This is a genomic window from Flavobacterium muglaense, assembly GCF_014305155.1.
Lineage (GTDB): Bacteria > Bacteroidota > Bacteroidia > Flavobacteriales > Flavobacteriaceae > Flavobacterium > Flavobacterium muglaense.
On record NZ_JACRUK010000015.1, the window covers coordinates 52,908 to 77,857 of the forward strand.

Here is a 24,950-nt window from a genome sequence, read left to right on the forward strand (position 1 = left end):
AGTATGTTTCATTACTTTTGTAAACAAAAAATCAAACCATGAAAGGCGTATTATTAGTAAACCTTGGATCTCCTGAAAGTCCTACTCCCAAAGATGTTAAACCGTATTTAGATGAGTTTTTAATGGATAAATATGTAATTGACGTTCCGTTTTTATTACGAGCATTGCTTGTTCGCGGAATTATTTTACAAACAAGACCTAAAAAATCAGCGGCTGCTTACGCCAAAATATGGTGGAACGAAGGCTCTCCATTAGTGGTGATTTCTAAAAGAATGTTTGCCAAAGTAAAAGAACAAGTTGAAGCACCAATGGCACTAGCCATGCGTTACGGAAATCCATCTATTTTATCTGGACTACAAGAACTGCGTGACAAAGGTGTTACAGAGGTTTTACTTTTTCCATTGTACCCACAGCATGCCATGGCATCAACGACTACAATATTAGAACTGGCTGAAGAATTGCGTAAAAAACATTTCCCAGAAATGAAATTCACATCGGTTCCTGCCTTTTATAACAAACCTGATTATTTGAAAAATCTAGCTGATTCTATCAAAGGACATTTGGCAAATTTTGACTATGATCATCTTTTATTCTCCTACCACGGGATTCCAGAGCGTCACATCCGTAAGACAGATGTAACCAAATCACACTGTAAAATTGACGGTTCTTGCTGCAACACCCCTTCACCGGCACATGAGTTTTGCTACCGCCATCAATGTTATGAAACCACTAAACAGGTCGTAAAATTATTAGGTATTCCAGAAGGAAAATACAGCCAAACATTCCAATCTCGTTTAGCAGGTGACAAATGGTTAACACCTTACACTGATGTTGAAGTAAACAAAATGCCCGAAAAAGGAATTAAGAAATTAGCTGTTGTAACTCCTGCTTTTGTTTCTGATTGTTTAGAAACATTAGAAGAAATTGCCATGGAAGCCAACCATGAATTTAAAGCACATGGCGGTGAACAATTTTTAGCAATTCCATGTTTAAATGATAGTGACGAATGGTGTAATACCGTAAGCAACTGGATTAACACCTGGTCAATTTCAAAAAATTTACAATACTAAATGGCTGTATCTGCCGAGGAATTAGGAACTCAAAACATAAAAAAACTACTTATTAAACAAGCTGTTCCGGCATCAATAGGGATCCTATTCATGTCGGTTAATATCTTGATTGATACTATATTTGTAGGACAATGGATTGGCTCCTTAGCCATTGCAGCTGTTACCGTAGTTTTACCCATCACTTTTTTCATTTCGTCACTTGGAATGGCAATTGGTGTGGGTGGCGGTTCCGTACTTTCTAGAGCTTTAGGGGCTAATGACAAAGAAAAAGCACTGTTAACATTTGCCAATCAAATCATGATGACCTTTTTATTGGCATTTGTATTTGTAGTATTGGGAATGTTTTTTAGTGCCGATATGTTATTGCTTTTTGGTGCCAAAGGTGCCATTGTACAACCAGCAACCGAATTTTTCTTTCCGATCATCTTATCGGTTCCCTTTTTGGCACTTTGCATGATGGGAAACAACATCATTCGAGCCGAAGGGAAAGCAAAATTTGCCATGTACGCCATGATTATTCCTGCCTTTGTAAACATTATTTTAGATGTTGTTTTTATCAAAATCATGAATTTAGGCATGTTTGGCGCTGCACTTGCCACATCGATTTCTTATTTTATGTGCTTTTTATTTGTGTTGTGGTTCTTTCTCTACAAGAGCGAGCTCAAATTAGAACTCAAACATTTTAGATTTAATTTCCCTGTCGTAAAAGAAATAACCGAACTCAGTTTTGTTACTTTTTCGAGACAAGGCGTGGTAAGTATACTCTCCATTATTTTAAATCATACTTTGTACACCTACGGAGGAGAGCATTCCCTAGCAATTTATGGAATCATTAGTCGAATGTTAATGTTTGCCTTATTTCCCGTTTTAGGAATTACCCAAGGTTTTATCCCAATTGCAGGCTACAATTACGGCGCTCAAAATTATGGTCGAGTACAGGAAAGCATCAAGATTTCGATTAAATACGCAGCACTTTTAGCAGCGATCATCTTTGTATTTATACTGTTTTTTGCTCAACCTATAGTAGCGGTTTTCACGACTGACCCTACCGTTATTGCCCAAACGCCTACTGCTTTACGATGGGTTTTTGCTGCCTCACCCATAATTGCTATTCAATTAATTGGAGCAGCTTACTTTCAAGCAGCTGGAAAAGCCAAAAAAGCACTCTTTTTAACTTTAAGCAAACAAGGATTCTTCTTAATTCCGCTGGTACTCATTCTCCCAAATTTTTTCGGTATTTTTGGAGTTTGGATATCATTCCCTATTGCAGATGTGCTTTCCACTTTAATTACAGGTTATTTTCTAAAAAAAGAAATGAATACTAATTTGTCAAAAATCAACAATGGATCAATATTATAACACCTTAAAAGCACTGCACCTTATATTTGTAATCACTTGGTTTGTTGGGCTATTCAATATCGTTCGCCTTTTTGTTTACCAAATTGAAGCAGCCGAAAAACCCTCACCCGAAAAAGAGATTTTACAAAAGCAATTTAAAATAATGACCTACCGCATGTGGTACATCATCACCTGGCCATCGGCAATATTGGCTAGTTTTTTTGCTTTCTGGATGTTGTTTTTTACAGCAATGGGAAATGCTTGGCTACAAATGCCTTGGATGCATGTGAAACTTGGCTTTGTTTTTGTGTTGTATTTGTACCATGCTAAATGCCACCAAATTTTCAAACAATTGCAAAACAACGAAGTGAAATACAGTTCTAATTACATGCGTATCTGGAACGAAGGTGCAACCATCATTCTTTTTGCAGTTGTTTTTTTAGTTGTTTTAAAGAATGCTGTCAATTGGATTTACGGTGTAATCGGAATCATTTTGTTTTCGAGTTTAATCATGTTAGGGTTTAAATTTTATAAAAGAATTCGAGAAAAAAATCAATCATAATTATGTTTAAAGGGTTCAAGTTATCGATGCTTTCTCTGCGAATTCGAATTTTCCTTTCGATGATCGTACTGATAATTGTCGCCTCGATTTTACTTGCTTCCATTTCGATCATACAGTTTAAAAACGAAGCCAAAGAATACCACCAAGAACGACTAGAGCGCAAAGAAAACGCTGTTCGAGAACACATCAATTATGTGCTTTCGACTACGACTTATCCCTTGACTACAGAAAATCTAGATTTAATTTTCAAGGATAAAATTCATGAACTTGCACATATTCACAATATCGAAATCAACATTTACAGCTTAAATGGTCAATTACTAAAATCATCCAAAGAATCATTTTCTGTCGACAAGGTATCTCCACCTATTCCAAAATACATTCTAAAACTCGTACGTTCCTCTATCGAAAAACGGTACGTAGATATAAAAACCATTAATGGAGTTAAAAATCGCTCTTCGTTTACACAAATCAAGGACGACAAATTCAAACCTCTAGGTGTTTTAAACCTACCCTATCTTGAAGATGACGGATTTTATGACAAGGAATTAAATAGTTTCCTGATCCGTTTAGGGCAAGTGTATTCCTTTATGTTGCTAGTTGCATTTGCACTCGCTTACTTTCTATCGTCATACATAACAAAATCCTTAAAGACGATCTCTGACCGATTGTATGAAACAAGCTTAAATCAAAAAAACAAAAAGATTGTACTAGAAGCTAGCAGTAAAGAGATCAATTTACTAATATCTGCTTATAATCGAATGGTTGACGAACTGGAAATTAGTGCCGTAAAGCTAGCCCAAAGCGAAAGAGAAGAAGCTTGGCGCGAAATGGCCAAACAGGTCGCACACGAAATTAAAAATCCGCTAACACCCATGCGATTGACGGTACAAAGTTTTCAACGCCGTTTTGACCCGGCGGATCCCAATATCAAACAGAAAATGAATGATTATTCGGAAACATTGATTCAGCAAATAGACACAATGAATGCAGTGGCATCGGCCTTCTCTAATTTTGCTTCGATGCCAGCACAGCAAAACGAAACCTTAAATGTGGTTGAAGTAGTCGAACTGACTTTGGACATTTTCAATGAAGAGCAAATTGTTTTTGAAAGTGAATCTCCTGAAATTATTTCGAAAATAGACCGCACGCAGCTCATTCGAATCATTACCAACTTGGTTAAAAACGCCATTCAATCCATACCGGAACAGCAGGAAAATAAAACCGTCCACGTGACCGTCAAAAAAGTAGACCAAAAGGTACTCATCCTGGTTAAAGACAACGGAATAGGAATAAAAGCAGCCGACACTGGTCGTATATTTGAACCCAAGTTCACTACTAAAAGTAGCGGAATGGGACTTGGATTGGGTATTATTAAAAATATTATTGAAAATTATAAAGGAACAATTACCTTTGAATCAGAATATGGTACAGGAACCACTTTTACCGTTTCCCTGCCTATAATTAACTCTTAAATTAGTATAATGAACTACGAAAACATACTTGTAAATACTGAAAATAACATTGCAACGATTACAATCAATCGTCCAACTAAGCTGAATGCTTTAAACAAATTGACAATTGAAGAACTGCACCAAGCTTTTCAAGAATTGGAAAAAAGTTATGATGTACGCGTTATTATCCTAACAGGAAGTGGCGAGAAAGCATTTGTAGCTGGAGCTGATATTGCTGAATTTGCTAACTTCTCAGTTGAAGAAGGCGTTCAACTTGCCGCTCAAGGACAAGACATCTTATTCAACTTTGTTGAAAACCTTAAAATCCCTGTTATTGCAGCCGTAAATGGTTTTGCATTGGGTGGAGGATTAGAATTGGCGATGGCATGCCACATCAGAGTAGCATCAGACAATGCCAAAATGGGCTTGCCAGAGGTTTCCCTTGGAGTTATTCCAGGATACGGAGGAACACAACGTTTACCTCAGTTAATTGGTAAAGGACGCGCTATGGAAATGATTATGACTGCTGGAATGGTAAACGCCGAGGAAGCGCATAGAACTGGTTTAGTCAACCACGTTGTTCCTCAAGCGGAGTTATTGTCTTTCTGTAATGGAATTGCTCAAAAAATCATGAAAAACTCACCTGTAGCAATTAGTATGGCGATCAACGCAGTGAATGCTAACTTTAAAGAAGGCGAAAATGGTTTCCAAACGGAAATTAAATCCTTTGGAAAATGCTTTGGTACCGAAGATTTTAAAGAAGGAACTACTGCTTTTATCGAAAAAAGAAAAGCTGTTTTTACAGGAGAATAGACTAGTAAATGAAAAATATACCGCAGATTCACAGTGAATAAAGCTATGAATCTGCGGTTTTCTATTTATAAAAACGAATTGATTCTATTGTACATAGCCTTTTGCGTTAGGGATTGCAGTGGAAATCCTTTTTTGAGGCTTTTTTTGCCTCAAAAAAGATTGTAACGAAAAGCCCGGCCCTTGCGGTAACGCCCAAATACTGAACTTTAGCATGTTGTTTATTGTAGAATTAAAGGATAAAAACAAAGTTTTCATAGAAACTATCCTTGTTTACACCTACAAAAGCTAATTTTGCAGACACACTTTTTGGAGAAAAATAAATTTAAAAACAGAACCATGTCCTACGAACCTATATTTGCCCAATTCTGGGAAAGCGTAAAAAAAAGCATTCAAGAAGGAACTTATGCCAAGTTAACTTTGGCTAAAACTATTGGAGATACCGAACTGAAGAATATTTACATCAGACCCGTTTTATTGGACGAAGGTGGTTTTACCTTATCTGTAATTGCTCGTTATAAAACAGAAGAAGTAGAGAGTTTTCACTCGGTAGAAGATGCTTATGCGATTTTGTTTCCGTACATGAACAATCCGTTTTTAACCGCATTGTTATTCACTACAGAAAACGACATTACCTTCAAATTAAACAAGAAAAGAGTAGCCAGCATAATCGAACAAGCGCCTACATTCAAGAATGCATCAGATGTCATTATTGAAATGAAAGAAAAAGGAATGATTTAATTTTTTGAAAAACGCAGATCGTAGAGACGCACGGTTTAGGTAGAGACGCACTGCAGTGCGTCTCTACGATCTGCGTCTCTGCCAAAACGCGCACAAACATTATTTTGCCCCATCCCATTCTGCATAGAATTGCGACAAAAAACCTTCCATGTAACGGTGTCTTTCGGCAGCAATTGCAGTTCCGGATTTGGTGTTCATTTTATCTTTTAGGAGCAACAACTTTTCATAAAAATGATTGATTGTTGGCGCTTCATTATTTTTATACTCTTCTTTGCTCATCTTTGTATTAGGAGCAATTTTCGGGTCATATAAGGCTCTGTTTTTAAATCCGCCGTAATTAAACGTTCTTGCTATACCAATAGCGCCTATCGCGTCCAGACGGTCTGCATCTTGAACGATATCTAGTTCTATAGACGAGAAGTTCTTTTCGTGATTTCCACCCTTAAAAGAGATGTTTTCAATGATTTTTACCACATGGTCAATTGTTGCTGGCGCAACATCCTCTGTCTCAAGAAATGATCGAGCCGTTTTTGGGCCTACGGTTTCGTCACCACCATGAAACTTACTATCGGCAATATCATGCAATAAAGCACCTAGCTTTACCACAGTCAAATCACAAACTTCGTCACTTGCTATCAAAAGACTGTTTTTATACACCCTTTCGATGTGAAACCAATCATGACCTCCCTCGGCATTATTGAGTTTTTCTTTAACAAAAGCGATGGTTTTGCTAATAATATCTGTACTGTTCATTTGTATAACTTTAAAAAAAATGTTGATTTTCAAAGCTATACCACCTTAAAAACCAACATTTATATTTTGAATCTAATTACTTTGCTGTGCTTACAATCTTGCAGGTTCTACCCATTTGAAAATGTGCGACTCTTGAGGAATAACAATTCGCTCTGAAATTCTTGCCATTCTTCCTGGCAATTTCATCAGGTAATCACGTGCTTTCTCAGCTTCATCTGTTAAACCAGAGATCTTATCAATTTCCCATTTATCAATTAGCTTTTGCATGATATCCACATAGTCATTGGCAGTATAAACCCCAATACGTTGCGCCGAATCAGAAAATTGCTCGAAAGCAGAACTTATTTTTTGACCAGATTCTCTCAAGAAATGAGCCGGCATCACAATTTTTTGCTTCATCATGTATTGAAAAGCAAGCATCATTTCGCTTGGATCTACTTGAAAAATTCTATTTACAAATTCACTATAAGCATGGTGGTGGCGCATCTCGTCACCAGCAATCATTTTACACATTTTTGACAGTTTGTTGTCACCATATTTCTTAGCCATTTGCGCTACTCTATTATGGGACACATAAGTAGCTAGCTCTTGAAAACTAGTGTACACAAAGTTTTTATACGGATCTGACCCCGTACCAATATCAAAACCGTCGTTGATCAAGTGTTGTGTAGTGATTTCAATCTCGCGCATGTTTACACGCCCAGACAAATACAAGTACTTGTTTAACATATCTCCATGACGGTTTTCCTCACCAGTCCATTGTCTGATCCATTTAGACCAGCCGTTTCCTTTACCTTCTACTTGGTCGATACCTTCTACGTCCATTAACCATGATTCGTATGTAGGCAAAGCTTCCTCTGTAATGGTATCACCCACAAGAGTAACCCAAAAATCATAAGGCAAGTCCTTAGCAATCTCACGCAATTCTTTTACTTCTTCAAAAAAGTTTTCCCCTTCAGAATTAGGTAAAAAATCCGATGGTTGCCAGATTTTCTCAACCGGTATTAAATACTGATCAACAAAACTATCTACGTTTTTTTCCAAAAACTGCATTACTTCTAATCGAATGTTTTTTATTGACATTTTATATAAATTAAAATTTTATTGCTTTTACTACGGCAGCTTCAGCCTGTGCTATAATTTCTTCAAACTTAAATTCACTAACCTTTAAAGGTTTATGAATGGCAAAGGTAAGGCGATTTCCTAAACCAACAGGGAAAAAACCAAATTTAACCATTTTCCAAGAGTTGTTTATACTAATAGGAACCACATAAGCCGAGGGTGCATACTTACACAATATTTTCAATCCGCTTTGTGCAAATGGTTTGGGATGTCCTGTTTTACTGCGAGTTCCTTCCGGAAAAATAACTGCCGAACGATTGTTTTTCTCAATATACTCAGACAATCCTTTAATTGCCGGAATAGCTTGCTTAGGATCTTTTCGATCAATAAGCGCTGATCCTCCATGCCTCAAATTATAAGAAACACTAGGAATCCCAGAACCTAACTCCTTTTTACTAACAAATTTACAATGAAAACGACGCATAAACCAAATCATAGCGATAATATCGTACATACTTTGATGATTGGATACAAATATTAACGGCACTCCTTTTGGAATTCCTTCTAAATTTTCAAACTTGTAAGTAGTTCCTACCAAGTTTGTACATCGAACCAAAAAAAAGTTTAAATAATCAACACTTTTTTTATGTGCTTGGTACCCAAAGACATTAAAACATACCCATTGAATGGGATGAAAAATAACCAACGTAAGACCAAAACACAAATAATAAATAACGGATATGGGATACGAAATCAGTTTTTGCATGCTAAATAAATTAACTACAAAAGTAATAAATTAAATTTTTAGAGCTATTTAATTCGTAAACAATAATAGGTTTAGTCTTTAATTGTACCTTTGCTTTCTAGAAATCCATGCCTTTTTTGATTAAAATGAACTTCACATACCCCAAAAACGAAAAACTAAAAAGTAAAATTACTATTGGATTATTATTTTCTGAGGGAAAATCTGTGTCAAAATATCCGTTGCGATTGGTTTATTGTGCTGATACCGCTGTAGATGCTCAAAAAATAAAAATGGGGGTTTCGGTTTCCAAAAAACATTTTAAAAAAGCAGTCGATCGCAATTATTTCAAGCGAGTGCTACGAGAAACTTACCGTCTCAATAAACACCTATTGATTGACAGCCTTGACAAACCCTATGCTTTTATGTTTTTTTATCAAACTAAAGAGCGGTTGTCATTTGAAGAAATCAACACTAAAACGATCCAATTGTTCGAGAAGTTTATTGCCCAAAACACAAAAAAAGAAGACTAGCATACCTATTTTTTGTATTTTTAACCTTTAAAATACATTTTTTATGAAGCTACCCATCCTCATTATAGTACTTTTTCTATCGCTTACCAGCTGTAAAAAGGCAGACGAGGAATATGATTCTAAAATAGAAGCTATTGCTCTACCCCCAAAAGCAAAGGTAGACCAAGTTAAATTTGTACAACCGCTTGTTGCAAATGCAGACCAAAACAATCGTCCGATAGCAACAAAAATCATTAAGGAAGGCAATCTGCGTTTTGAAACCTCAGACCTCAACGCCACTTACCAGCACATTGTAAAAAGCACAACCGAAAGTGGTGGTAGTATTCAAAATGATGTGGAGGGTAAAGATTACGGCAGCATTTTTAGGAAACTAGTCATCCGTATTCCTTCTCAAAACTTTGATCCCTTTTTAATAAAAATATCCAAAGGCGTTACTTATTTTGACAACAAAGAAATTACTGCCGAAGATGTAACCGCACAATACATTGACCTTGACGCTAGACTAAAAGCCAAGAAAACTCTTGAAAATCGCTACCTTGAACTTTTAAAAAAGGCAACTAAGGTAACGGAGATGTTAGAAATCGAAACACAACTTTCGGCCATTAGAGAAGAAATCGAAGCCAAACAAGCAGAAATGAATTACCTGCAAGGTCGAGTAGCTCAAAGCACGATTCACATCGAGTTTTACAAAAACGTAGCTGTAGATAGCGGTGTCACCATTTCGTACGGGACCAAAATTTGGAACGCCATTACCTCTGGATTTAACTCGCTTTCGGGCCTCTTTATCTGGTTGCTTTCCATCTGGCCCTTCGCTATACTAGCAAGCGGACTTGTATACTTTATTAGAAAAAAAATTAAGACCAAAAAAACAAAATAATGCATTCTTACTTTAAAAAAAAATACCTCATCCCTGTTGCTGCTTCAGCCTTTTTGTTTGTTGGTACCAGTTTTAAAAACGACTTTTTTGAAATTGCCAAGCAAATAGAAATATTCACGACGCTTTTTAAGGAATTGAACACCAATTATGTTGATGAAACCAATCCTGGAGAGTTGATGGACACAGCCATTAAAAGCATGCTAGCCAGTCTAGATCCTTACACTGTTTACTTTAACGAGCAAGATGTATTGCGTTTTAAAATCAACAATACAGGCGAATACACAGGCATAGGCGCATTAATAACACGCAAAGAAGACAAACTCATCATCAAAGAAATCTATAAAAACTTTCCTGCAGACAAAGCAGGCTTGAAAGCTGGTGACCAAATAACACAAATAGGCGATGTGCTTTTATCCGACTTCAAAGAAGATGCTTCACAATTACTAAAAGGGGCTAAAAACACTAAAATTGACATCAAATACAACCGTCAGGGAAAAACCAACAATGCCCAAATCACATTGGATGAAGTAGAGGTAAAATCGGTTCCTTTCTATGCTAAAATAGATGATAAAACAGGCTACATTGTACTAGCACATTTCAATAAAAAAGCTTCCAACGAAACCAAAGAAGCTGTTTTAGAACTAAAAAAACAAGGTGCGGAGCGCATCGTACTTGACCTAAGAGGAAACCCTGGCGGACTGTTGAACGAAGCTGTGAATATTTGCAATTTATTTGTTCCAAAAAATGAAATTATCGTTACAACCAAGTCTAAAATTGAAAGCCATAATAACATTTACAAAACATCATTTGAGCCTATAGACACACAAATTCCACTGGTAATTATTGTTAATGGTCGCAGTGCATCTGCATCCGAAATTGTATCGGGCGCTTTACAAGATCTAGACCGTGCCGTAATTGTGGGAAGCCGTAGTTTTGGAAAAGGATTGGTACAAAAACCTATTGACTTGACGTATAGCACTCAGTTAAAGGTGACCATTTCACGTTATTACACCCCTTCCGGCCGTTGCATTCAAGCCTTAGATTATGCCCATAAAGACAAAAACGGGCTAGCTACTAGAACCACCGAAAAAAACTATAACGCTTTTAAAACCCGCAAAGGAAGAACCGTTTATGATGGTGGCGGAGTTTTGCCTGATGTACAATTAAAGGATTCAAACACCAGCGCTATCGCAGATGCATTACTTAAAAACGATGGTATATTTAATTATGTAACACGTTATTACTATCAAAATCCTAACTTAGGCGATAAGATTCCAACGTTTACAGCTGCCGATTATCAGGATTTTAAACAATTTTTAAAAACGGAGAAATTCACATTCGATACCGAAACAGAAATTGCGTTAAAAAATACTTTGGCTGCAGCCAAAAAAGAAAAAATTGACGATTCTATTCTTGCCGAATACCAGCAGTTATTGACTGCACTTCAAAAAAGCGAAGAAACGCAACTGGACAAAAATCAAGACGAAATTAAAAAAATCATTACCGAAGAAATCATCAAGAGATTTCAATATCAAGAAGGTTTTTATCAATATTACATTAAAAACAATACTGAGATTCAAAAGTCAGTTTCAATTTTAAATGACACTGCAAATTACAAAAGTATTCTAAAAATGTAAAGTTGCAAAACCCCATAATCACTTATTTTCAAAGGATTATGGGGTTTTTTAAATCCAAAAGTTGTCTTACTCCTTTTTCATTTCGATATGCGGAATACCGTCTTCAAGATACATCTCGCTGCTTTGTACAAAACCATGACTTTCATAGAATTTTTTCAAATACAGCTGTGCACCTATGGTAATCTTGGTCTCGTTAAACTCGCTTTCTATTGCAGCAATGGATTGTCGCATTAACTCATGACCCCATTTTTTATCACGGTGTTGTGTTGCTACCGCCACTCGACCTATAGAAGCGTTGTCAAAACTAATTCTGGGCTTAAACAACCGCACACAAGCGACGATCTCCCCTTCATATTCTCCAAAAAGATGCAAACCTTTCTTATCCTTGCCATCTATGTCCAAATAGACGCAATTTTGCTCGACTACAAAGACCTCGCTTCTTAATCTTAACAAATCATATAGTTCATGAACCGAAAGTGCCTCAAAAGCCTTAATTTTCCATTGTATTCCCATTGGTACCACTTATTTATTTTCAATTTTAAAACACGAATGTATCAAATTGTTATTGATTTATTTTAACCGATTTAATAATCGACTCTAATTCTTGCATCAAATCTCTTTTTTCTTTGGAAGGAGCATAGCTAAAACCCTCTAAAATCAACACTCTATTGCGTTTTTTATCGATAATAGCATAGTTAATAAAAGGTCCAGACATGAAATCGTTTTTCAACTCCCAAGTCCCCTTCGTCTCATAAGCCGGCTTACCATCTAACTTAATTTGGAAAAAATAAGGCGCATAAGCTTCCTCCGTAACAAGTTCTGTATTGGGTTCTTTGCCGTGAATGTACAACGCACCAATAGAATCACGCATTCTGATAATATTTGAAACCAAATTTCCTTCTTTTTTAATCGCGTTTAAAGGCACTTGGTACAGCAATAAACTAGTATTCCCACTTACGATTTCTTTTTTTAACCAAATAAAATTTTTCTTTTGAATCACATAATTATAAGTCGAAGGAATATCAATAGTAGCATGAAAAGTATCGCTAATGATTTGAGAATCGCGCAAAGACTTTTTATTAATGCGTTGGCATTCCTGAATTTCGATTTCTCGAATTAAACGAATGATCTCGGAACTGTTTTCTTGAATAATAGCGATAATAGATTCGGCAGTTGTACCCTCAATATGAAACACATTTTGCGGAGATGCGTATTGGTCTTTTACAATTTCAAACTTGTTTTCATCCCCTTTTTTAACCACAATAATATTTCTAGTATCGGTCATAAAACCCTCCATTAACTTGGCCGGGTATTGATTGATAGAAAAAAGCGGCTCTTCTTGTGGCAAACCAATAACGGGTGAAGCAAACTTGTTTCGGATGCTGTCTCCTACTTCGCCGTTCCACAACTGATCATCAATAATAACCGAAATCGTATTGATCACACCCGTTGTTTTGTGCGGCGTACTATCTTGGTTGTTTTTACAAGAAAAAATCAGGTTGAGCAATAAGAAATAGAAAAAGTAGCTTTTATTCATCTGGGGAGTTTTCGAGAAACATTAATACTAAATAAAGATAAAAAACACCAACATCCACTATTAGGAGCACAAAAAAAATAAGCTCACAACTTAAAGTTCTTTTTCGTTCTACTGTTTTTAAAATCAATAGCATAACCCTCAATAGTTTAAAAAAAATCCCACCTTCCTTTGAAGTGGATTCCAGACATATATTTACTGATTTTTCATTAAATAACTGAATAACAATACTGTTCCATTATCCATCAGGACTCTCTTTACTTTCAAATTTTGGAGGAGTTACACTAGCACTAGCAACAATAAATATGCCATTCACCATGGCTTTTACATTATCTAAGAAAATAAAATCGGCTATATCGCTCTTATTTAGCTAAAATGGAATGCCTTCCGGCAAAATATAATCTAGTGCATCCGCAGGGATTGCGTACATCACACTACTATTTTACAACTCATCCAACCAACATTTACAACAAAACCAGCCTATCCATTGATTTTCAATTTCATCCCTGGCTTGATGCCTTCATTGGTAATTCCGTTCCATTTTTTAAGATCGGATACAGATACCCCAGGATATTTTTTTGAAATACTATAGAGTGAGTCTCCTTTTTTTACATAATAATCAACTGATTTTGTTGTAGTTGCTGTTGCAAAAACATCTTTCTTCTTGAAAGAGCTGGCTGTTGCATATTCTGTCGTGATGGCCACTTCATTTTTGGCAACAATCAATGAATTTCCAATGGTTAAATTGGGGTTTGTGATTTTATTCCACTCTTTTAAATCGGCAACCGCAGTACCAAATTTTCTACTAATACTGCTAAGATTATCCCCTTTTTCAACGGTGTATTTAATATCAGTTAACACAACCGGTTCCACGGTTTCGGCAACCGCAACAGCTTCTTTTACATCTGTAATTATAGCAGCAATTTGCAAAGACTTCCCTGCTGGAACGCTAGCAGTAGTAAAGTGATTCCACTCTTTTATTTCCTCTACAGTCACATTGTTTTTCTCGGCAATGGTATTCAAATTATCACCGGCTTGCACGACGTAAAACCCAGTATTTTGGTTTGTTTTAATTTCAGCAACTGCCTCTTTCTTGATCTTTAATTTCATGGATGCTAATCGTTGTTTCTCCAGGATTGCTTCGCGAGAAACAACAGGCGCTACGACCTCCTTTTTCACCACTGCTGCCACTGTTTCGGTCGAAAGGATTTTTAAACTTTTACCATAGGCAATAGTATTAGATCTTAATTTATTCCATTTTTTAAGATCCGTAACTGCAACACCATATTTATCAGCAATGCTTCCTAAATGATCCCCACGCTTGACTTTATAATAAGTGGTTCTAGTACGTGTTGTACCTTCATCAGAATTCGCTTTAGCAGCAATCCCCCTGTTGTTTTCGAATGTTTTTTCTCTACCGTCTAGCTGGTGCTGTATGTAGGCATAGATTTTATCCTCATTAGATGTAAATAAGGCAATCTTATCCTTGGGTAATCTTAAAAAATGCTTTTCGTCACCATAGACAGGAACAACATTAAGTTTATACGAAGGATTCAACATTTGCAGTTGAGCCACAGGCAGGTCCAGCAAATCGGCTATTTGTTTGAAAGACATTTGTTTTTTCATTAAAATAGTATCCGTCTCAAAATGCTTAACAAATCCTTTATCAGGACGTATGCCGTGTTCATTATGGTATTCATAAAGGTACATCGTAGCCAAAAAAGCAGGTACATATCCTTGTGTCTCTTTAGGAAGGTTTTTTCGAATGTTCCAATAATTTTGTTTTCCACCAGAGCGACGTATCGCTTTCGAAACATTTCCAGGACCCGAATTATAAGAAGCTAAAACCAACTCCCAATCGCCAAAAATGGCGTACATATTAGCCATATACTCGGCAGCAGCAGCAGTTGCTTTCAACGGATCACTGCGATCGTCAATGTAAGAATCAATTTTAAGATTGTACTGTTTTCCGGTTTGATACATAAACTGCCACAAACCTGTTGCGCCTACTCTTGAAACCGCCTTGGGATTCAATGCCGACTCTACAACAGCCAGGTATTTAATTTCCAGCGGAACATTTTTCTGGGCAAAAGCTTCTTCAAACATCGGGAAATAATAATCCGAAATGGCCATTAATTTTTCAAAGGACTTTTTCCTGTATTTCAAATAGGATTTAATGACGTTTTCCAGACTTGGATTGTATTCGATTCTAAAAGGAGATTTGGCATTCATCGCCTCTAGTCTTGACTTGAGCAGTTCCGTAGGCAATTCGTAATCTACATTTTCGTCACTATTATTGTTTTCAATATCGCTAGTAATCTCATTGTACAGTTTTAGATCTGTCAATTCCTTCATCCATAAACTGTCCACACAAGCGGCCATTTCATCTTTGATAAAGGTTTTTTTAATAGAATCAAGATAGGAGATATTGTTTTCTAAAACAGCAATTCCTTTGCTTTCGGCAACTTCTTGCGAAAACAAAGGAACTGATAGTAATAGTAAAAAAGCTATTGTGGTATTTTTTATATTCATCTTTATAGTGTCAACAGGCTTTATTATAAATGGTTACTACTCCATTTTTATACAAACCTAATACGTTACAACTAAAAAATTCTATAAAAATTGTTAAAAATATAATTTTAGTCTAGAATTGCTGCAATTCCAGGCAATACCTTACCTTCTAGCATCTCAAGCATTGCTCCACCACCGGTAGAAACGTAGCTTACTTTGTGCTCAAAACCAAATTGCTTCACTGCAGCAACCGAGTCTCCACCACCTACAAGTGAGAAAGCACCATTTGCAGTAGCTTCTGCAATAAAATTACCCAATTCGATAGTTCCATTAGCAAAACTTTCCATTTCGAATACACCTAAAGGTCCATTCCAAAGAATGGTTTTAGACTCTAATATCACTTTTTTGAAATTTTCTAGCGATTTAGGACCAGCATCAAGACCTTGCCATCCATCAGGAATTTCTCTTACATCGACAATTTTAGTATTTGCTGTATTCGAAAAATCATCTGCAGCTACTACATCCACAGGAATATGGATTTGAACTCCTTTTTCTTTAGCCAATCTTAAAATTTCTAGAGCTAATTCCATTTTGTCATCTTCACAGATAGAATCACCTACTTTTCCGCCTAATGCTTTCACAAAGGTAAAAGTCATCCCGCCACCTATGATCATGTGATCTACTTTATCCAGAATATTCTCGATAACGGTAATTTTCGAAGAAACCTTAGAACCACCTAATACAGCAGTCACTGGTTTTTCGCTATTTTTTAATACTTTATTTAAACTTTCAATTTCTTTAGCAAGCAAAGTTCCAAAACATTTTTCAGTTGGGAAAAACTGTGCAATAATGGTGGTTGAAGCGTGAGCTCTATGCGCGGTTCCAAAAGCATCATTTACATAAATATCTCCAAGAGACGCTAATTCTTTTGCGAAAGCAACATCTCCTGCTTCTTCCTCAGCATGAAAACGTAAATTTTCTAGCAACAAAACTTCTCCTGCTTTCAAATTTGCGGCAGCATCCTTAGCTACATCACCCACACAATTTGCAGCAAACTGAACCGGAACACCTAATATTGATGAAGCTGTTTTTAAAATGTGTTTCAAAGAATATTTATCTTCAGCACCTTTTGGTCTTCCTAAGTGTGACATTAAGATAACGCTTCCACCTTGTGCTAGAATAGCATCAATAGTAGGTTTTGCAGCTTCGATACGAGTAGCATCAGTCACATTAAAATTTTCGTCTAATGGCACATTAAAGTCAACACGAATAATTGCTTTTTTATTTTTGAAATCAAAGTCATTTAAAGTCTTCATTGGGTTCTTTTTTAGTTTGTTTTGTTTGAAAGAGTAACAAATATAGAACTTTTAGATTATTAATAAATTTGAAAAAAGCAAAAAAAATTGAATTATAGCAACGAAATCGATGTAAATTAATAAAATTTCTCTATTTTTAATATCAAATCAACAGCATCTCTAAAATCTGAATTGATTTATCGTTAAAATCGACTTTAAAAAAACCCCGTTTTTGGTTGGTAATTTTGATAAACTTTGGTCCGTAATACTTTTGACTAACCCATTTTCTGTTATCTTTGCTTCATGCAGTTTTCAGAAATTTTAGGACAAGAACATATTAAAAATCACCTGACTAGAAGTGCTAGTTTAGGACGTATACCCCATGCACAATTATTTGTTGGGCCCGAAGGTAGCGGTACATTGCCCATGGCTATTGCTTATGCACAATACATTTTATGCAACAATCAAGACGGCGAAAACAATGGTTCGAATGAATCTTGCAATCTAAAATTCCAAAAAATATCGCATCCTGATTTGCATTTTGCTTATCCTACGGTGACTACAGACTCGGTTAAAAAAAGTCCGAAAAGCATTGATTTTATTACAGATTGGCGTGAATTCATTTTAAAAACGCCCTACGGAGGTTTGTTTGACTGGTACTCTGTGCTAGGCGTTCAAAACAAGCAAGGAGAAATACGAGTAGATGATGCTCAGGAAATTTTAAAATCGCTTTCGCTAAAGTCATACGAGGGCGGTTATAAAATCATGATTGTTTGGATGGCGGACAAATTGAATATTGCAGCTTCCAATAAATTATTGAAATTATTAGAAGAACCGCCCGAAAAAACAATTTTCATTCTAATATCCGAGAATGAAGAAGATATTATACAAACCATACGTTCTCGTTGTCAAGTATTGCATTTTAACGGTTTGAACGAAGCTATTATAAGTGAAGCATTGATCTCTAGAGAACAAGCCGATCCTAGTCTAGCTTCCAAAATTGCCCACCAAGCACAAGGGAATTACAATGTTGCCTTGCATTTATTACACGATGACAATGAGGAATACCCATTTGAAGAGTGGTTTATTACTTGGGTTCGTGCGGCTTTTAGGGCCAAGAAAGATGCATCGGCCATACAAGATTTAATCCTGTGGAGCGAAAAAATTGCCACCCTAGGACGAGAAGGTCAAAAGAAATTTTTAGAATACTGTATCGAGATGTTTCGTCAAGCTTTGTTGCTGAATTATGAAACACCTGAATTGGTTTATTTCGAATCAAAAATTGGTTTTAAGTTTGCAAGTTTTGCCGCTTTTATCACGGGAAATAACATTCACGAAATCTACGCCGAAATTTCGGATGCGATTTATCACATCGAACGAAACGGAAATGCAAAAATCATTTTAACCGATTTATCTATAAAACTTACCCGTTTAATTCATAAAAAATAAACACTATGAACAATGTAGCTTCCATATTAATTTTGGCCTTTTTAGCCATCTCCTTTATTCAATCTGGTTACGATAAACTATTTTACTGGAAAGATAATTTAGAATGGTTGAAAGAACATTTTTCTAAAACACCGTTAAAAAATCATGTAGGCCTCGCTTTATTGCACATTTTAGTTTTAGAACTTATTTCGGGTATTTTATGTGTGGTGGGTTGCATCGAATTAGTCATCAACAACGGACGCCTATTTGGCTTCTACGGTGCTGTTTTTTCGTGTATCACTTTGATCATGCTATTATTTGGGCAACGATTAGCCAAAGATTATGATGGCGCAAGAACCATCGTTATATACTTTATACCAGCAGTAATGGCGGTATACTGGTTGAATTAAAAATATTATTTAGATAAAAATATATGACACCTAAACATCCTTCAGAATCCTTAACAACATTAACCGATTTAGTTTTACCAAGCGAAACTAATCCGCTAAACAACCTTTTTGGCGGGGAGTTACTCGCTCGTATGGATCGTGCTGCCAGTATTGCAGCAAGAAGACATTCTAGAAGAATTGTAGTTACTGCATCTGTAAACCACGTAGCGTTTAATAGAGCTATACCGCTAGGAAGCGTAGTAACGGTTGAGGCCAAAGTTTCAAGATCTTTTAAAAGTTCCATGGAAATTTACATTGATATTTGGGTAGAGGACAGAGAATCTGGAAACAAAACCAAAGCAAACGAAGCCATTTACACCTTTGTAGCCGTGGATGACACCGGAAGACCAGTCGAAGTACCGCAAATTATCCCAGAAACAGAACTAGAAAAACAACGTTTTGATGCCGCATTACGACGCAAACAATTGAGTTTACTTTTGGCCGGAAAAATAAAACCCGAAGAAGCCTCAGAACTGAAAGCATTGTTCATGTAAAATTAAATTTACTTCTGAAAAGAGAAATTTTTAATTAAAAAAAGAAGTATTTTTACGAGTATCAAATTTTAAAAAATGAAAATTGTAGCAATCTAATGGGTTCTCCAAATTTCTTAGAGCGATAAAATAATACAAATGAAAGAAAAGGTAAAAGAGAAGATGAGTACAGAGAAAGAAGCAAAATTAAAAGCGCTACAACTTACGCTTGATAAACTTGACAAAACTTACGGAAAAGGAACTGTAATGAAAATGGGCGATAAAGCGATAGTAGAAGTGGAAAGCATTTCTTCTGGATCTTTAGGAATCGATTTAGCATTAGGAGTTGGTGGGTATCCAAGAGGAAGAATTATAGAAATATACGGACCAGAGTCATCTGGAAAGACTACTTTGACGCTTCATGCTATTGCCGAAGCTCAAAAAGCAGGTGGAATTGCTGCCTTTATCGATGCTGAACATGCATTTGATAGAAACTATGCTGAGAAATTAGGAGTAGATATCGAAAACCTAATCATCTCACAACCAGACAACGGAGAGCAAGCACTGGAAATTGCCGAAAACTTGATTCGCTCAGGAGCAATTGATATTGTTGTAATTGACTCGGTTGCTGCCTTGACACCAAAAAGTGAAATTGAAGGTGAAATGGGAGATTCCAAAATGGGACTACACGCCCGTTTAATGTCACAAGCTCTAAGAAAATTAACAGGAACGATCAGTAAAACAAACTGTACCGTATTCTTCATCAACCAGTTAAGAGAGAAAATCGGAGTGATGTTTGGAAATCCTGAGACTACTACAGGAGGAAATGCATTGAAGTTTTATGCTTCGGTACGTATTGACATTCGTCGTTCTACTCAAATTAAAGATGGTGATAACGTTCTTGGAAACAGAACTAAAGTTAAAATTGTAAAAAACAAAGTAGCGCCACCATTTAAAATTGCTGAATTTGACATCATGTACGGTGAAGGAGTTTCAAAAACGGGAGAAATCTTAGATCTAGCTGTCGAATTTGAAATTATCAAAAAAGCAGGTTCTTGGTTTAGCTATGGTGAAACCAAGTTAGGACAAGGTCGTGACGCAGTGAAATCATTAATAAAAGACAATCCAGAATTAGCCGATGAACTAGAAGCTAAAATCAAAGAAAAGATAAAAGAATTAGCAGACGCATAAAAACAGCAACCCCGAAAAAATTTTCGGGGTTTTTTTTTATCCCTTAACGCAACCTTTTTAAAAAACACTTCTCTATTGTAAACAAAGCATCTGCACCCAAAAGATGCCCTATTTACTAATTTAAAAATAGAAAGAAAATGAAAAAGCTAGCCTTACTATTCCTCCTGATCACTGCATTATCTGGCTGTTCTATTGATGACAACAATCAAAACAATTACACTTACGAAGTACTAGCCATTGACAGCTACACCGTACCTGCCAATTTTAAACTTGGTAATACTTACGAGATCAAATTAAAATACCAGCGCCCCACGTCTTGCCACCTGTACCACGGTATTTATTATAGCAAAGATTTGAATGTACGTACAATTGCCATCCAATCGGCGGTACAAACGGGTCAAATCTGTGAGCAATCGCTCCCTCCTTTATCCGATGCTTCATTTAATTTTTATGTGACTAGCACAGGTTCATACATTTTTAAGTTTTACAAAGGCAAGGATACCGCTGGCAAAGACATCTTTGAAGAAGTTGAAATCCCGGTAGTAGATTAACCACAACTTCGTTTATTAAGCAGTTTCGTCTTGTATTGTAAAAAAATACTGTGCAAGACGCAACCTTTTTACCCTTGCTGCATCTACTCCTTAACCTACCAAAAAACCGAATATGAAACAGCACTACATCCTTTTATTTTTATCGTTTATTCTATTTTCTTGCAGTTCTGACAGCACAGAGAACTCAGGGGAGAAAGAGGCCGGAACTTATTCTTATTCTTTTTTTGCAAATAAAAAACTGGTGCTATCAACTTACGACAGTAGTTATATCCAATACGGACTAGTGGAAACAGGCACAAATCTAGTGTTTGAGTACCGCTATGACGCAGTTGACAAACCCGAAATTGCAGATGATGAATATGGCGAGACCATAAAGTTTGAAATCAATCCCACCCTTAGCTCTTTCTCCTATTCTGGAACCGAGTTGTCACAAATAAACCTAGTATTCACAAAGTATTGTTATTGTTTTTTTCCAAAAACAAGTCTAAAAGAAAAAGTGCCTACGGGTACCCTAACAGGCAAAAAGCTATCTACGACCAACTGGGAAATCACGGCCGATCTTACTTTTTATGGTGATGAAAAAAAGACTTTCAAACAGCAATTTATACTTAAACAATAATAGTTACATTTATTAATTGATTTAAAGCACTAAAAACAAGCTGTGGTACTAGAAGAACTAATTGTTGAATGCAAAAAAAACAATCCAAAAGCTCAGGAGCAATTGTATCAATTGTATGCCAAGAACTTTTATGGGCTGTGCTTGAAATATTCTCCCAATTATGCCGATGCACAGGATAATCTTCAAGACGGTTTTATCATCATATTCAAAAAAATTGACCAATACAGCGGTAAAGGTTCCTTTGAAGGCTGGGCTAAGCGAATCATGATCAACAATGCTTTGCAAAAGTACAGAGGCATTCGCTACCTCGAAGTTATCCACGATAACATAGCCGATGAAGAAGTTGCCATAGAAGATGAGAATGTACCATTGGATTATTTGATGAAAATCATACAAGAATTACCCGATCAATACCGCCTCGTTTTTAGCCTTTATGTACTCGATGGCTATTCGCACAAAGAGATATCCGAGATGCTAAAGATTACAACAGGAACTACAAAATCAAATCTTTCCCGGGCAAGACTCATTTTAAAAGAAAAAATTGAAGCTTATACCAAAATAGAAATAAAGTCACTGACACAATGAGCGACAAAAAAAACATAGACCGTCTGTTTCAAGAAAAATTCAAGGATTTTGAAGCGACACCAGACCCACAAGTTTGGGTCAATATTGAAGCAGCCTTACGAGAAAAAAAACGACGAATAATCCCTTTCTGGTTGCGATTATCAGGAGTTGCTGCGGCTTTGTTTTTTGGTATTCTTGCTGTAAACCAATTCAACTTTACAGCTGTTTCACCAATAAAAACAAGTGTTGTAGAGCAATCAGCCCCCGTTGCTGATTCGCTTTCGAATAAAAACCAAATCCAAAAAACCGTTTTATCCGTACCTACACAACAACAGCTAGTCATTACGAACCCAAAAACTGTTAGCAATCATGAAAAAGAAACCACAAACAGTGCCTCACAAACCGCTAATCAACAAACGCACCCTCAAACTGCTGTTGCGCTTTATCAGTCAAAAAATAATTCACCGCTAAAAACCATTTCGGCTACCGATAATCATTCGCCAACTGGAACTACTGCCGTCGCACAAACAACCATTGAAAAGGAGAGCAAAACAATGCTAGCTGCCAAAAAAGACAACACCATTGCTACTCCTGCTGTGAGTCAAAAACAAACTGTAGCCCTAACAACGAATACCAAAGAGGAAAAGGTCGTTCCTACACCAACAAACGAACTGGAAGAACTGCTGAAAAAGAAACAAGAAAAAACCAATGTTGTGGCACAAATCGCCCATAAATGGCAAGTTGTCCCTACTGTAGCTCCAGTTTATTTGAATGCTAGCGCCTCAGGATCGGCAATTGATCAACAGTTTGCAAACAACACAAAAACTGCCGAAACGAACCTGAGTTTTGGAATAGGGCTGCACTATGCCATTACTAAAAAACTCAGGCTGCGAACAGGCGTTAATAAACTGTCGCTAGACTACAACACTAATGATGTAGGTTACTCTACTAGTTTGATGGCCAATAATCTAGAAAACATAGCCTATAGTTCCAGCTCTGCCATAGAAGTGAAAAATCAAGACCAAATGAGTATTTCACAAGGAAACGTAGACCTTGCCGCAATTTCAAGAACAGCAACAGGCGTAATCAATCAAAAAATGGGGTATTATGAAGTACCAGTCGAATTATCGTATGCCCTGCTCAACAAGAAATTTGGCATCAACCTCATCGGGGGATTCAGTACTTTTTTTCTGAGCGAAAACAAAATAGCTTTGCGTTCCAGCACTACCGATTTTACTTTGGGCGAAGCCAAAAACTTAAACGACGTTCACTTTAGCACAAATCTAGGTTTGGGCTTTAAGTACCAAATTGTAAAAGCGTTCCAAATCAACCTAGAACCGATGGTTAAGTACCAATTGAATACCTATACAGGCAGTTCTAGCAGTTACAAACCTGTATTTATTGGGTTATATTCTGGGGTAAGCTACTCTTTTTAGTAGTTTCAAAATCGATTAATTGATCGTAAATTACAGTTCGTACTTGTTCGCGAATTTCTTTTCGATCTAATAAAGTTTTGCCTTTCGTTTCAATAACCTGATGAATCTTGGCACGCATCAATCCCGGGCTACCGCTAAAAAAAGTGTACGAAAAACGGGTTTTATTGTCACCAAAACTAATGGGAACGATAGGAATTTGATGTTCGATCGCTAGTCTAAAAGCACCATCTTTGAAGGTATCCAATACAATCGATTCATCATCTGGAACACCGCCTTCCGGGAAAATACAAACGCTCAAGCCACGACTAATTCTTTTTTGCGCCTGATTGAACACTTCCATACGGCTTTTAGAGTTGCCTCTATCCACAAGAATACATGTTCTTTTATAGAAAAAACCAAACAGTGGAATCTTAGATAATTCTTGCTTTCCAACAAAAACGAACGGATTTTTGATCAATACCAGCATTAACATAATGTCAAGCATCGAAGTATGATTGGCCACAATCATGTAGCTTTTATTGGGTTCTAATTTTTGAACGCGTTCCACTTTGTAGTACAATCCCATTGCAAACAATATGAATCTAGCCCAAATACGCGCCATTTTAAAAAAGTACGGGTAACCACTTTCGGTCAAAATAGAAGCCACTAGAAAAGGCAACATTAGCAAAATAGGGATTGCCATTACGATGTAAAACCAAATGCGATAAAATGTCCAAAAAATAATCTTAAATACTTTCATGTGTTCAAAAATAGCAAATCCATTGACATTATTCTTAAAAAGAAATCATTTAGAGAAAATTTAACGATAAAAGCTACAATTACACAACATCTTTCACCAAGCATATATCGCAAAAAAACAGTGAAAACAGTGAAAACAGTGAAAACAGTGAAACAGTAAAACAGTAAAACAGTAAAAACAGTGAAGCAGTAAGACCAAAACTTACCAAATAGGATCACCCTAAATACACCTAACCCTTCGTACAAAGCCCGTAATGCCCTTTATCGTTATCAATACAACAAAACCTTAGTGTCCTTCGCGAAACTCCTTTGTGCTCTTTGTGGTTAAACCCACAATACAACAAAAACCTTAATGACCTTCGTGGTTAAACCAACACAATACAAAAAAACTTAGTGACCTCCGTGGTTAAACCCGACAATACAAAAAACTTAGTGACCTTCGTGGTTAAACCAACACAATACAAAAAACTTAGTGACCTTCGTGGTTAAACCGCACAATACAAAAAACTTAGTGACCTTCGTGGTTAAACCAACACAATACAAAAAAACTTAGTGACCTCCGTGGTTAAACCAACACAATACAAA

The 24,950-nt window shown here is 36.4% G+C and carries 25 protein-coding genes; 17 read left to right on the forward strand and 8 right to left on the reverse strand.

Features of this window, described 5'->3' with window-relative positions; all coding sequences use genetic code 11:
• The first annotated feature begins 38 nt into the window (after positions 1 to 38).
• The 6 genes from hemH (at position 39) to H8R24_RS08260 (ending at position 5,975) form a co-directional block, all read left to right on the forward strand.
• Entirely contained in the window at positions 39 to 1,070 is a 1,032-nt protein-coding gene (hemH, locus tag H8R24_RS08235; protein ID WP_187018027.1) for a ferrochelatase, read from the forward strand.
• Complete coding sequence (locus H8R24_RS08240) at positions 1,071 to 2,429, forward strand: MATE family efflux transporter (protein ID WP_187018028.1); 1,359 nt, start codon at positions 1,071 to 1,073, stop codon at positions 2,427 to 2,429.
• Positions 2,413 to 2,970, forward strand: a complete 558-nt coding sequence (locus H8R24_RS08245) for a CopD family protein (protein WP_187018029.1) — start codon at positions 2,413 to 2,415, stop codon at positions 2,968 to 2,970. Before H8R24_RS08240 ends, H8R24_RS08245 begins: the two co-directional genes overlap by 17 nt.
• A gap of 59 nt (positions 2,971 to 3,029) precedes the next feature.
• The gene (locus H8R24_RS08250; protein ID WP_187018030.1) at positions 3,030 to 4,445 is read left to right on the forward strand and encodes a sensor histidine kinase; all 1,416 of its coding nucleotides are present in this window, start codon (positions 3,030 to 3,032) and stop codon (positions 4,443 to 4,445) included.
• A gap of 9 nt (positions 4,446 to 4,454) precedes the next feature.
• Complete coding sequence (locus H8R24_RS08255) at positions 4,455 to 5,237, forward strand: enoyl-CoA hydratase/isomerase family protein (protein WP_187018031.1); 783 nt, start codon at positions 4,455 to 4,457, stop codon at positions 5,235 to 5,237.
• A gap of 336 nt (positions 5,238 to 5,573) precedes the next feature.
• On the forward strand, positions 5,574 to 5,975 hold the full coding sequence (locus tag H8R24_RS08260) for a hypothetical protein (protein ID WP_187018032.1): 402 nt from the start codon (positions 5,574 to 5,576) through the stop codon (positions 5,973 to 5,975).
• Between the two features lie 99 nt (positions 5,976 to 6,074).
• On the opposite strand, the gene H8R24_RS08265 is transcribed toward H8R24_RS08260, so the two are convergent.
• From H8R24_RS08265 to H8R24_RS08275, 3 genes are all read right to left on the reverse strand, one after another.
• Complete coding sequence (locus tag H8R24_RS08265; protein WP_187018033.1) at positions 6,075 to 6,728, reverse strand: HD domain-containing protein; 654 nt, start codon at positions 6,726 to 6,728, stop codon at positions 6,075 to 6,077.
• Positions 6,729 to 6,818: 90 nt separating this feature from the next.
• Positions 6,819 to 7,811, reverse strand: a complete 993-nt coding sequence (locus H8R24_RS08270) for an acyl-ACP desaturase (RefSeq protein WP_187018034.1) — start codon at positions 7,809 to 7,811, stop codon at positions 6,819 to 6,821.
• A 10-nt stretch (positions 7,812 to 7,821) separates the two neighbouring features.
• Positions 7,822 to 8,556: a lysophospholipid acyltransferase family protein gene (locus H8R24_RS08275; RefSeq protein WP_187018035.1), complete on the reverse strand. Its 735-nt coding sequence runs from the start codon at positions 8,554 to 8,556 to the stop codon at positions 7,822 to 7,824.
• Between the two features lie 125 nt (positions 8,557 to 8,681).
• On the opposite strand from H8R24_RS08275, the gene rnpA reads away from it, so the two are divergent.
• The 3 genes from rnpA to H8R24_RS08290 are packed head-to-tail and all read left to right on the forward strand — an operon-like array spanning position 8,682 to position 11,579.
• Positions 8,682 to 9,065 carry a ribonuclease P protein component gene (gene rnpA / locus H8R24_RS08280; RefSeq protein WP_187018036.1) on the forward strand — a complete coding sequence of 128 codons (384 nt, stop codon included), beginning with the start codon at positions 8,682 to 8,684 and terminating at the stop codon, positions 9,063 to 9,065.
• A 43-nt stretch (positions 9,066 to 9,108) separates the two neighbouring features.
• The gene (locus H8R24_RS08285) at positions 9,109 to 9,942 is read left to right on the forward strand and encodes a DUF4349 domain-containing protein (RefSeq protein ID WP_187018037.1); all 834 of its coding nucleotides are present in this window, start codon (positions 9,109 to 9,111) and stop codon (positions 9,940 to 9,942) included.
• The gene (locus tag H8R24_RS08290; protein WP_187018038.1) at positions 9,942 to 11,579 is read left to right on the forward strand and encodes a S41 family peptidase; all 1,638 of its coding nucleotides are present in this window, start codon (positions 9,942 to 9,944) and stop codon (positions 11,577 to 11,579) included. Before H8R24_RS08285 ends, H8R24_RS08290 begins: the two co-directional genes overlap by 1 nt.
• Before the next feature lie 66 nt (positions 11,580 to 11,645).
• Here the strand turns inward: H8R24_RS08290 and H8R24_RS08295 are convergent, their stop codons facing one another.
• From H8R24_RS08295 to H8R24_RS08310, 4 genes are all read right to left on the reverse strand, one after another.
• Positions 11,646 to 12,092, reverse strand: a complete 447-nt coding sequence (locus H8R24_RS08295; RefSeq protein WP_187018039.1) for a GNAT family N-acetyltransferase — start codon at positions 12,090 to 12,092, stop codon at positions 11,646 to 11,648.
• A gap of 49 nt (positions 12,093 to 12,141) precedes the next feature.
• The gene (locus H8R24_RS08300; protein ID WP_187018040.1) at positions 12,142 to 13,116 is read right to left on the reverse strand and encodes a DUF4837 family protein; all 975 of its coding nucleotides are present in this window, start codon (positions 13,114 to 13,116) and stop codon (positions 12,142 to 12,144) included.
• 477 nt (positions 13,117 to 13,593) lie between these two features.
• Positions 13,594 to 15,645 (reverse strand): LysM peptidoglycan-binding domain-containing protein, encoded by a 2,052-nt coding sequence (locus tag H8R24_RS08305; protein WP_187018041.1) that lies wholly within the window; start codon positions 15,643 to 15,645, stop codon positions 13,594 to 13,596.
• A 107-nt stretch (positions 15,646 to 15,752) separates the two neighbouring features.
• Entirely contained in the window at positions 15,753 to 16,940 is a 1,188-nt protein-coding gene (locus H8R24_RS08310) for a phosphoglycerate kinase (protein WP_187018042.1), read from the reverse strand.
• Positions 16,941 to 17,222: 282 nt separating this feature from the next.
• Here H8R24_RS08310 and H8R24_RS08315 point away from each other — a divergent pair, with 282 nt between their 5' ends.
• The 8 genes from H8R24_RS08315 to H8R24_RS08350 all read left to right on the forward strand — a co-directional run bounded on the left by H8R24_RS08315 (position 17,223) and on the right by H8R24_RS08350 (position 23,627).
• A complete protein-coding gene (locus H8R24_RS08315; protein ID WP_187018043.1) occupies positions 17,223 to 18,368 on the forward strand; it encodes a DNA polymerase III subunit in 1,146 nt (381 codons plus the stop codon).
• Between the two features lie 5 nt (positions 18,369 to 18,373).
• Positions 18,374 to 18,757, forward strand: a complete 384-nt coding sequence (locus H8R24_RS08320; protein ID WP_187018044.1) for a DoxX family membrane protein — start codon at positions 18,374 to 18,376, stop codon at positions 18,755 to 18,757.
• A 23-nt stretch (positions 18,758 to 18,780) separates the two neighbouring features.
• The gene (locus tag H8R24_RS08325) at positions 18,781 to 19,290 is read left to right on the forward strand and encodes an acyl-CoA thioesterase (protein WP_187018045.1); all 510 of its coding nucleotides are present in this window, start codon (positions 18,781 to 18,783) and stop codon (positions 19,288 to 19,290) included.
• A 159-nt stretch (positions 19,291 to 19,449) separates the two neighbouring features.
• Positions 19,450 to 20,457 (forward strand): recombinase RecA, encoded by a 1,008-nt coding sequence (gene recA / locus H8R24_RS08330; protein WP_187018061.1) that lies wholly within the window; start codon positions 19,450 to 19,452, stop codon positions 20,455 to 20,457.
• Between the two features lie 137 nt (positions 20,458 to 20,594).
• Entirely contained in the window at positions 20,595 to 21,008 is a 414-nt protein-coding gene (locus H8R24_RS08335) for a hypothetical protein (protein WP_187018046.1), read from the forward strand.
• 112 nt (positions 21,009 to 21,120) lie between these two features.
• The gene (locus H8R24_RS08340; protein ID WP_187018047.1) at positions 21,121 to 21,627 is read left to right on the forward strand and encodes a hypothetical protein; all 507 of its coding nucleotides are present in this window, start codon (positions 21,121 to 21,123) and stop codon (positions 21,625 to 21,627) included.
• Positions 21,628 to 21,669: 42 nt separating this feature from the next.
• A complete protein-coding gene (locus H8R24_RS08345; RefSeq protein ID WP_187018048.1) occupies positions 21,670 to 22,212 on the forward strand; it encodes an RNA polymerase sigma factor in 543 nt (180 codons plus the stop codon).
• The gene (locus tag H8R24_RS08350; RefSeq protein WP_187018049.1) at positions 22,209 to 23,627 is read left to right on the forward strand and encodes a hypothetical protein; all 1,419 of its coding nucleotides are present in this window, start codon (positions 22,209 to 22,211) and stop codon (positions 23,625 to 23,627) included. The genes H8R24_RS08345 and H8R24_RS08350 overlap by 4 nt, the downstream gene beginning before the upstream one ends.
• Here the strand turns inward: H8R24_RS08350 and H8R24_RS08355 are convergent.
• Positions 23,590 to 24,366 (reverse strand): lysophospholipid acyltransferase family protein, encoded by a 777-nt coding sequence (locus H8R24_RS08355; protein WP_187018050.1) that lies wholly within the window; start codon positions 24,364 to 24,366, stop codon positions 23,590 to 23,592. The two genes, H8R24_RS08350 and H8R24_RS08355, sit on opposite strands and share 38 nt — an antisense overlap.
• Between the last annotated feature and the right edge of the window lie 584 nt (positions 24,367 to 24,950).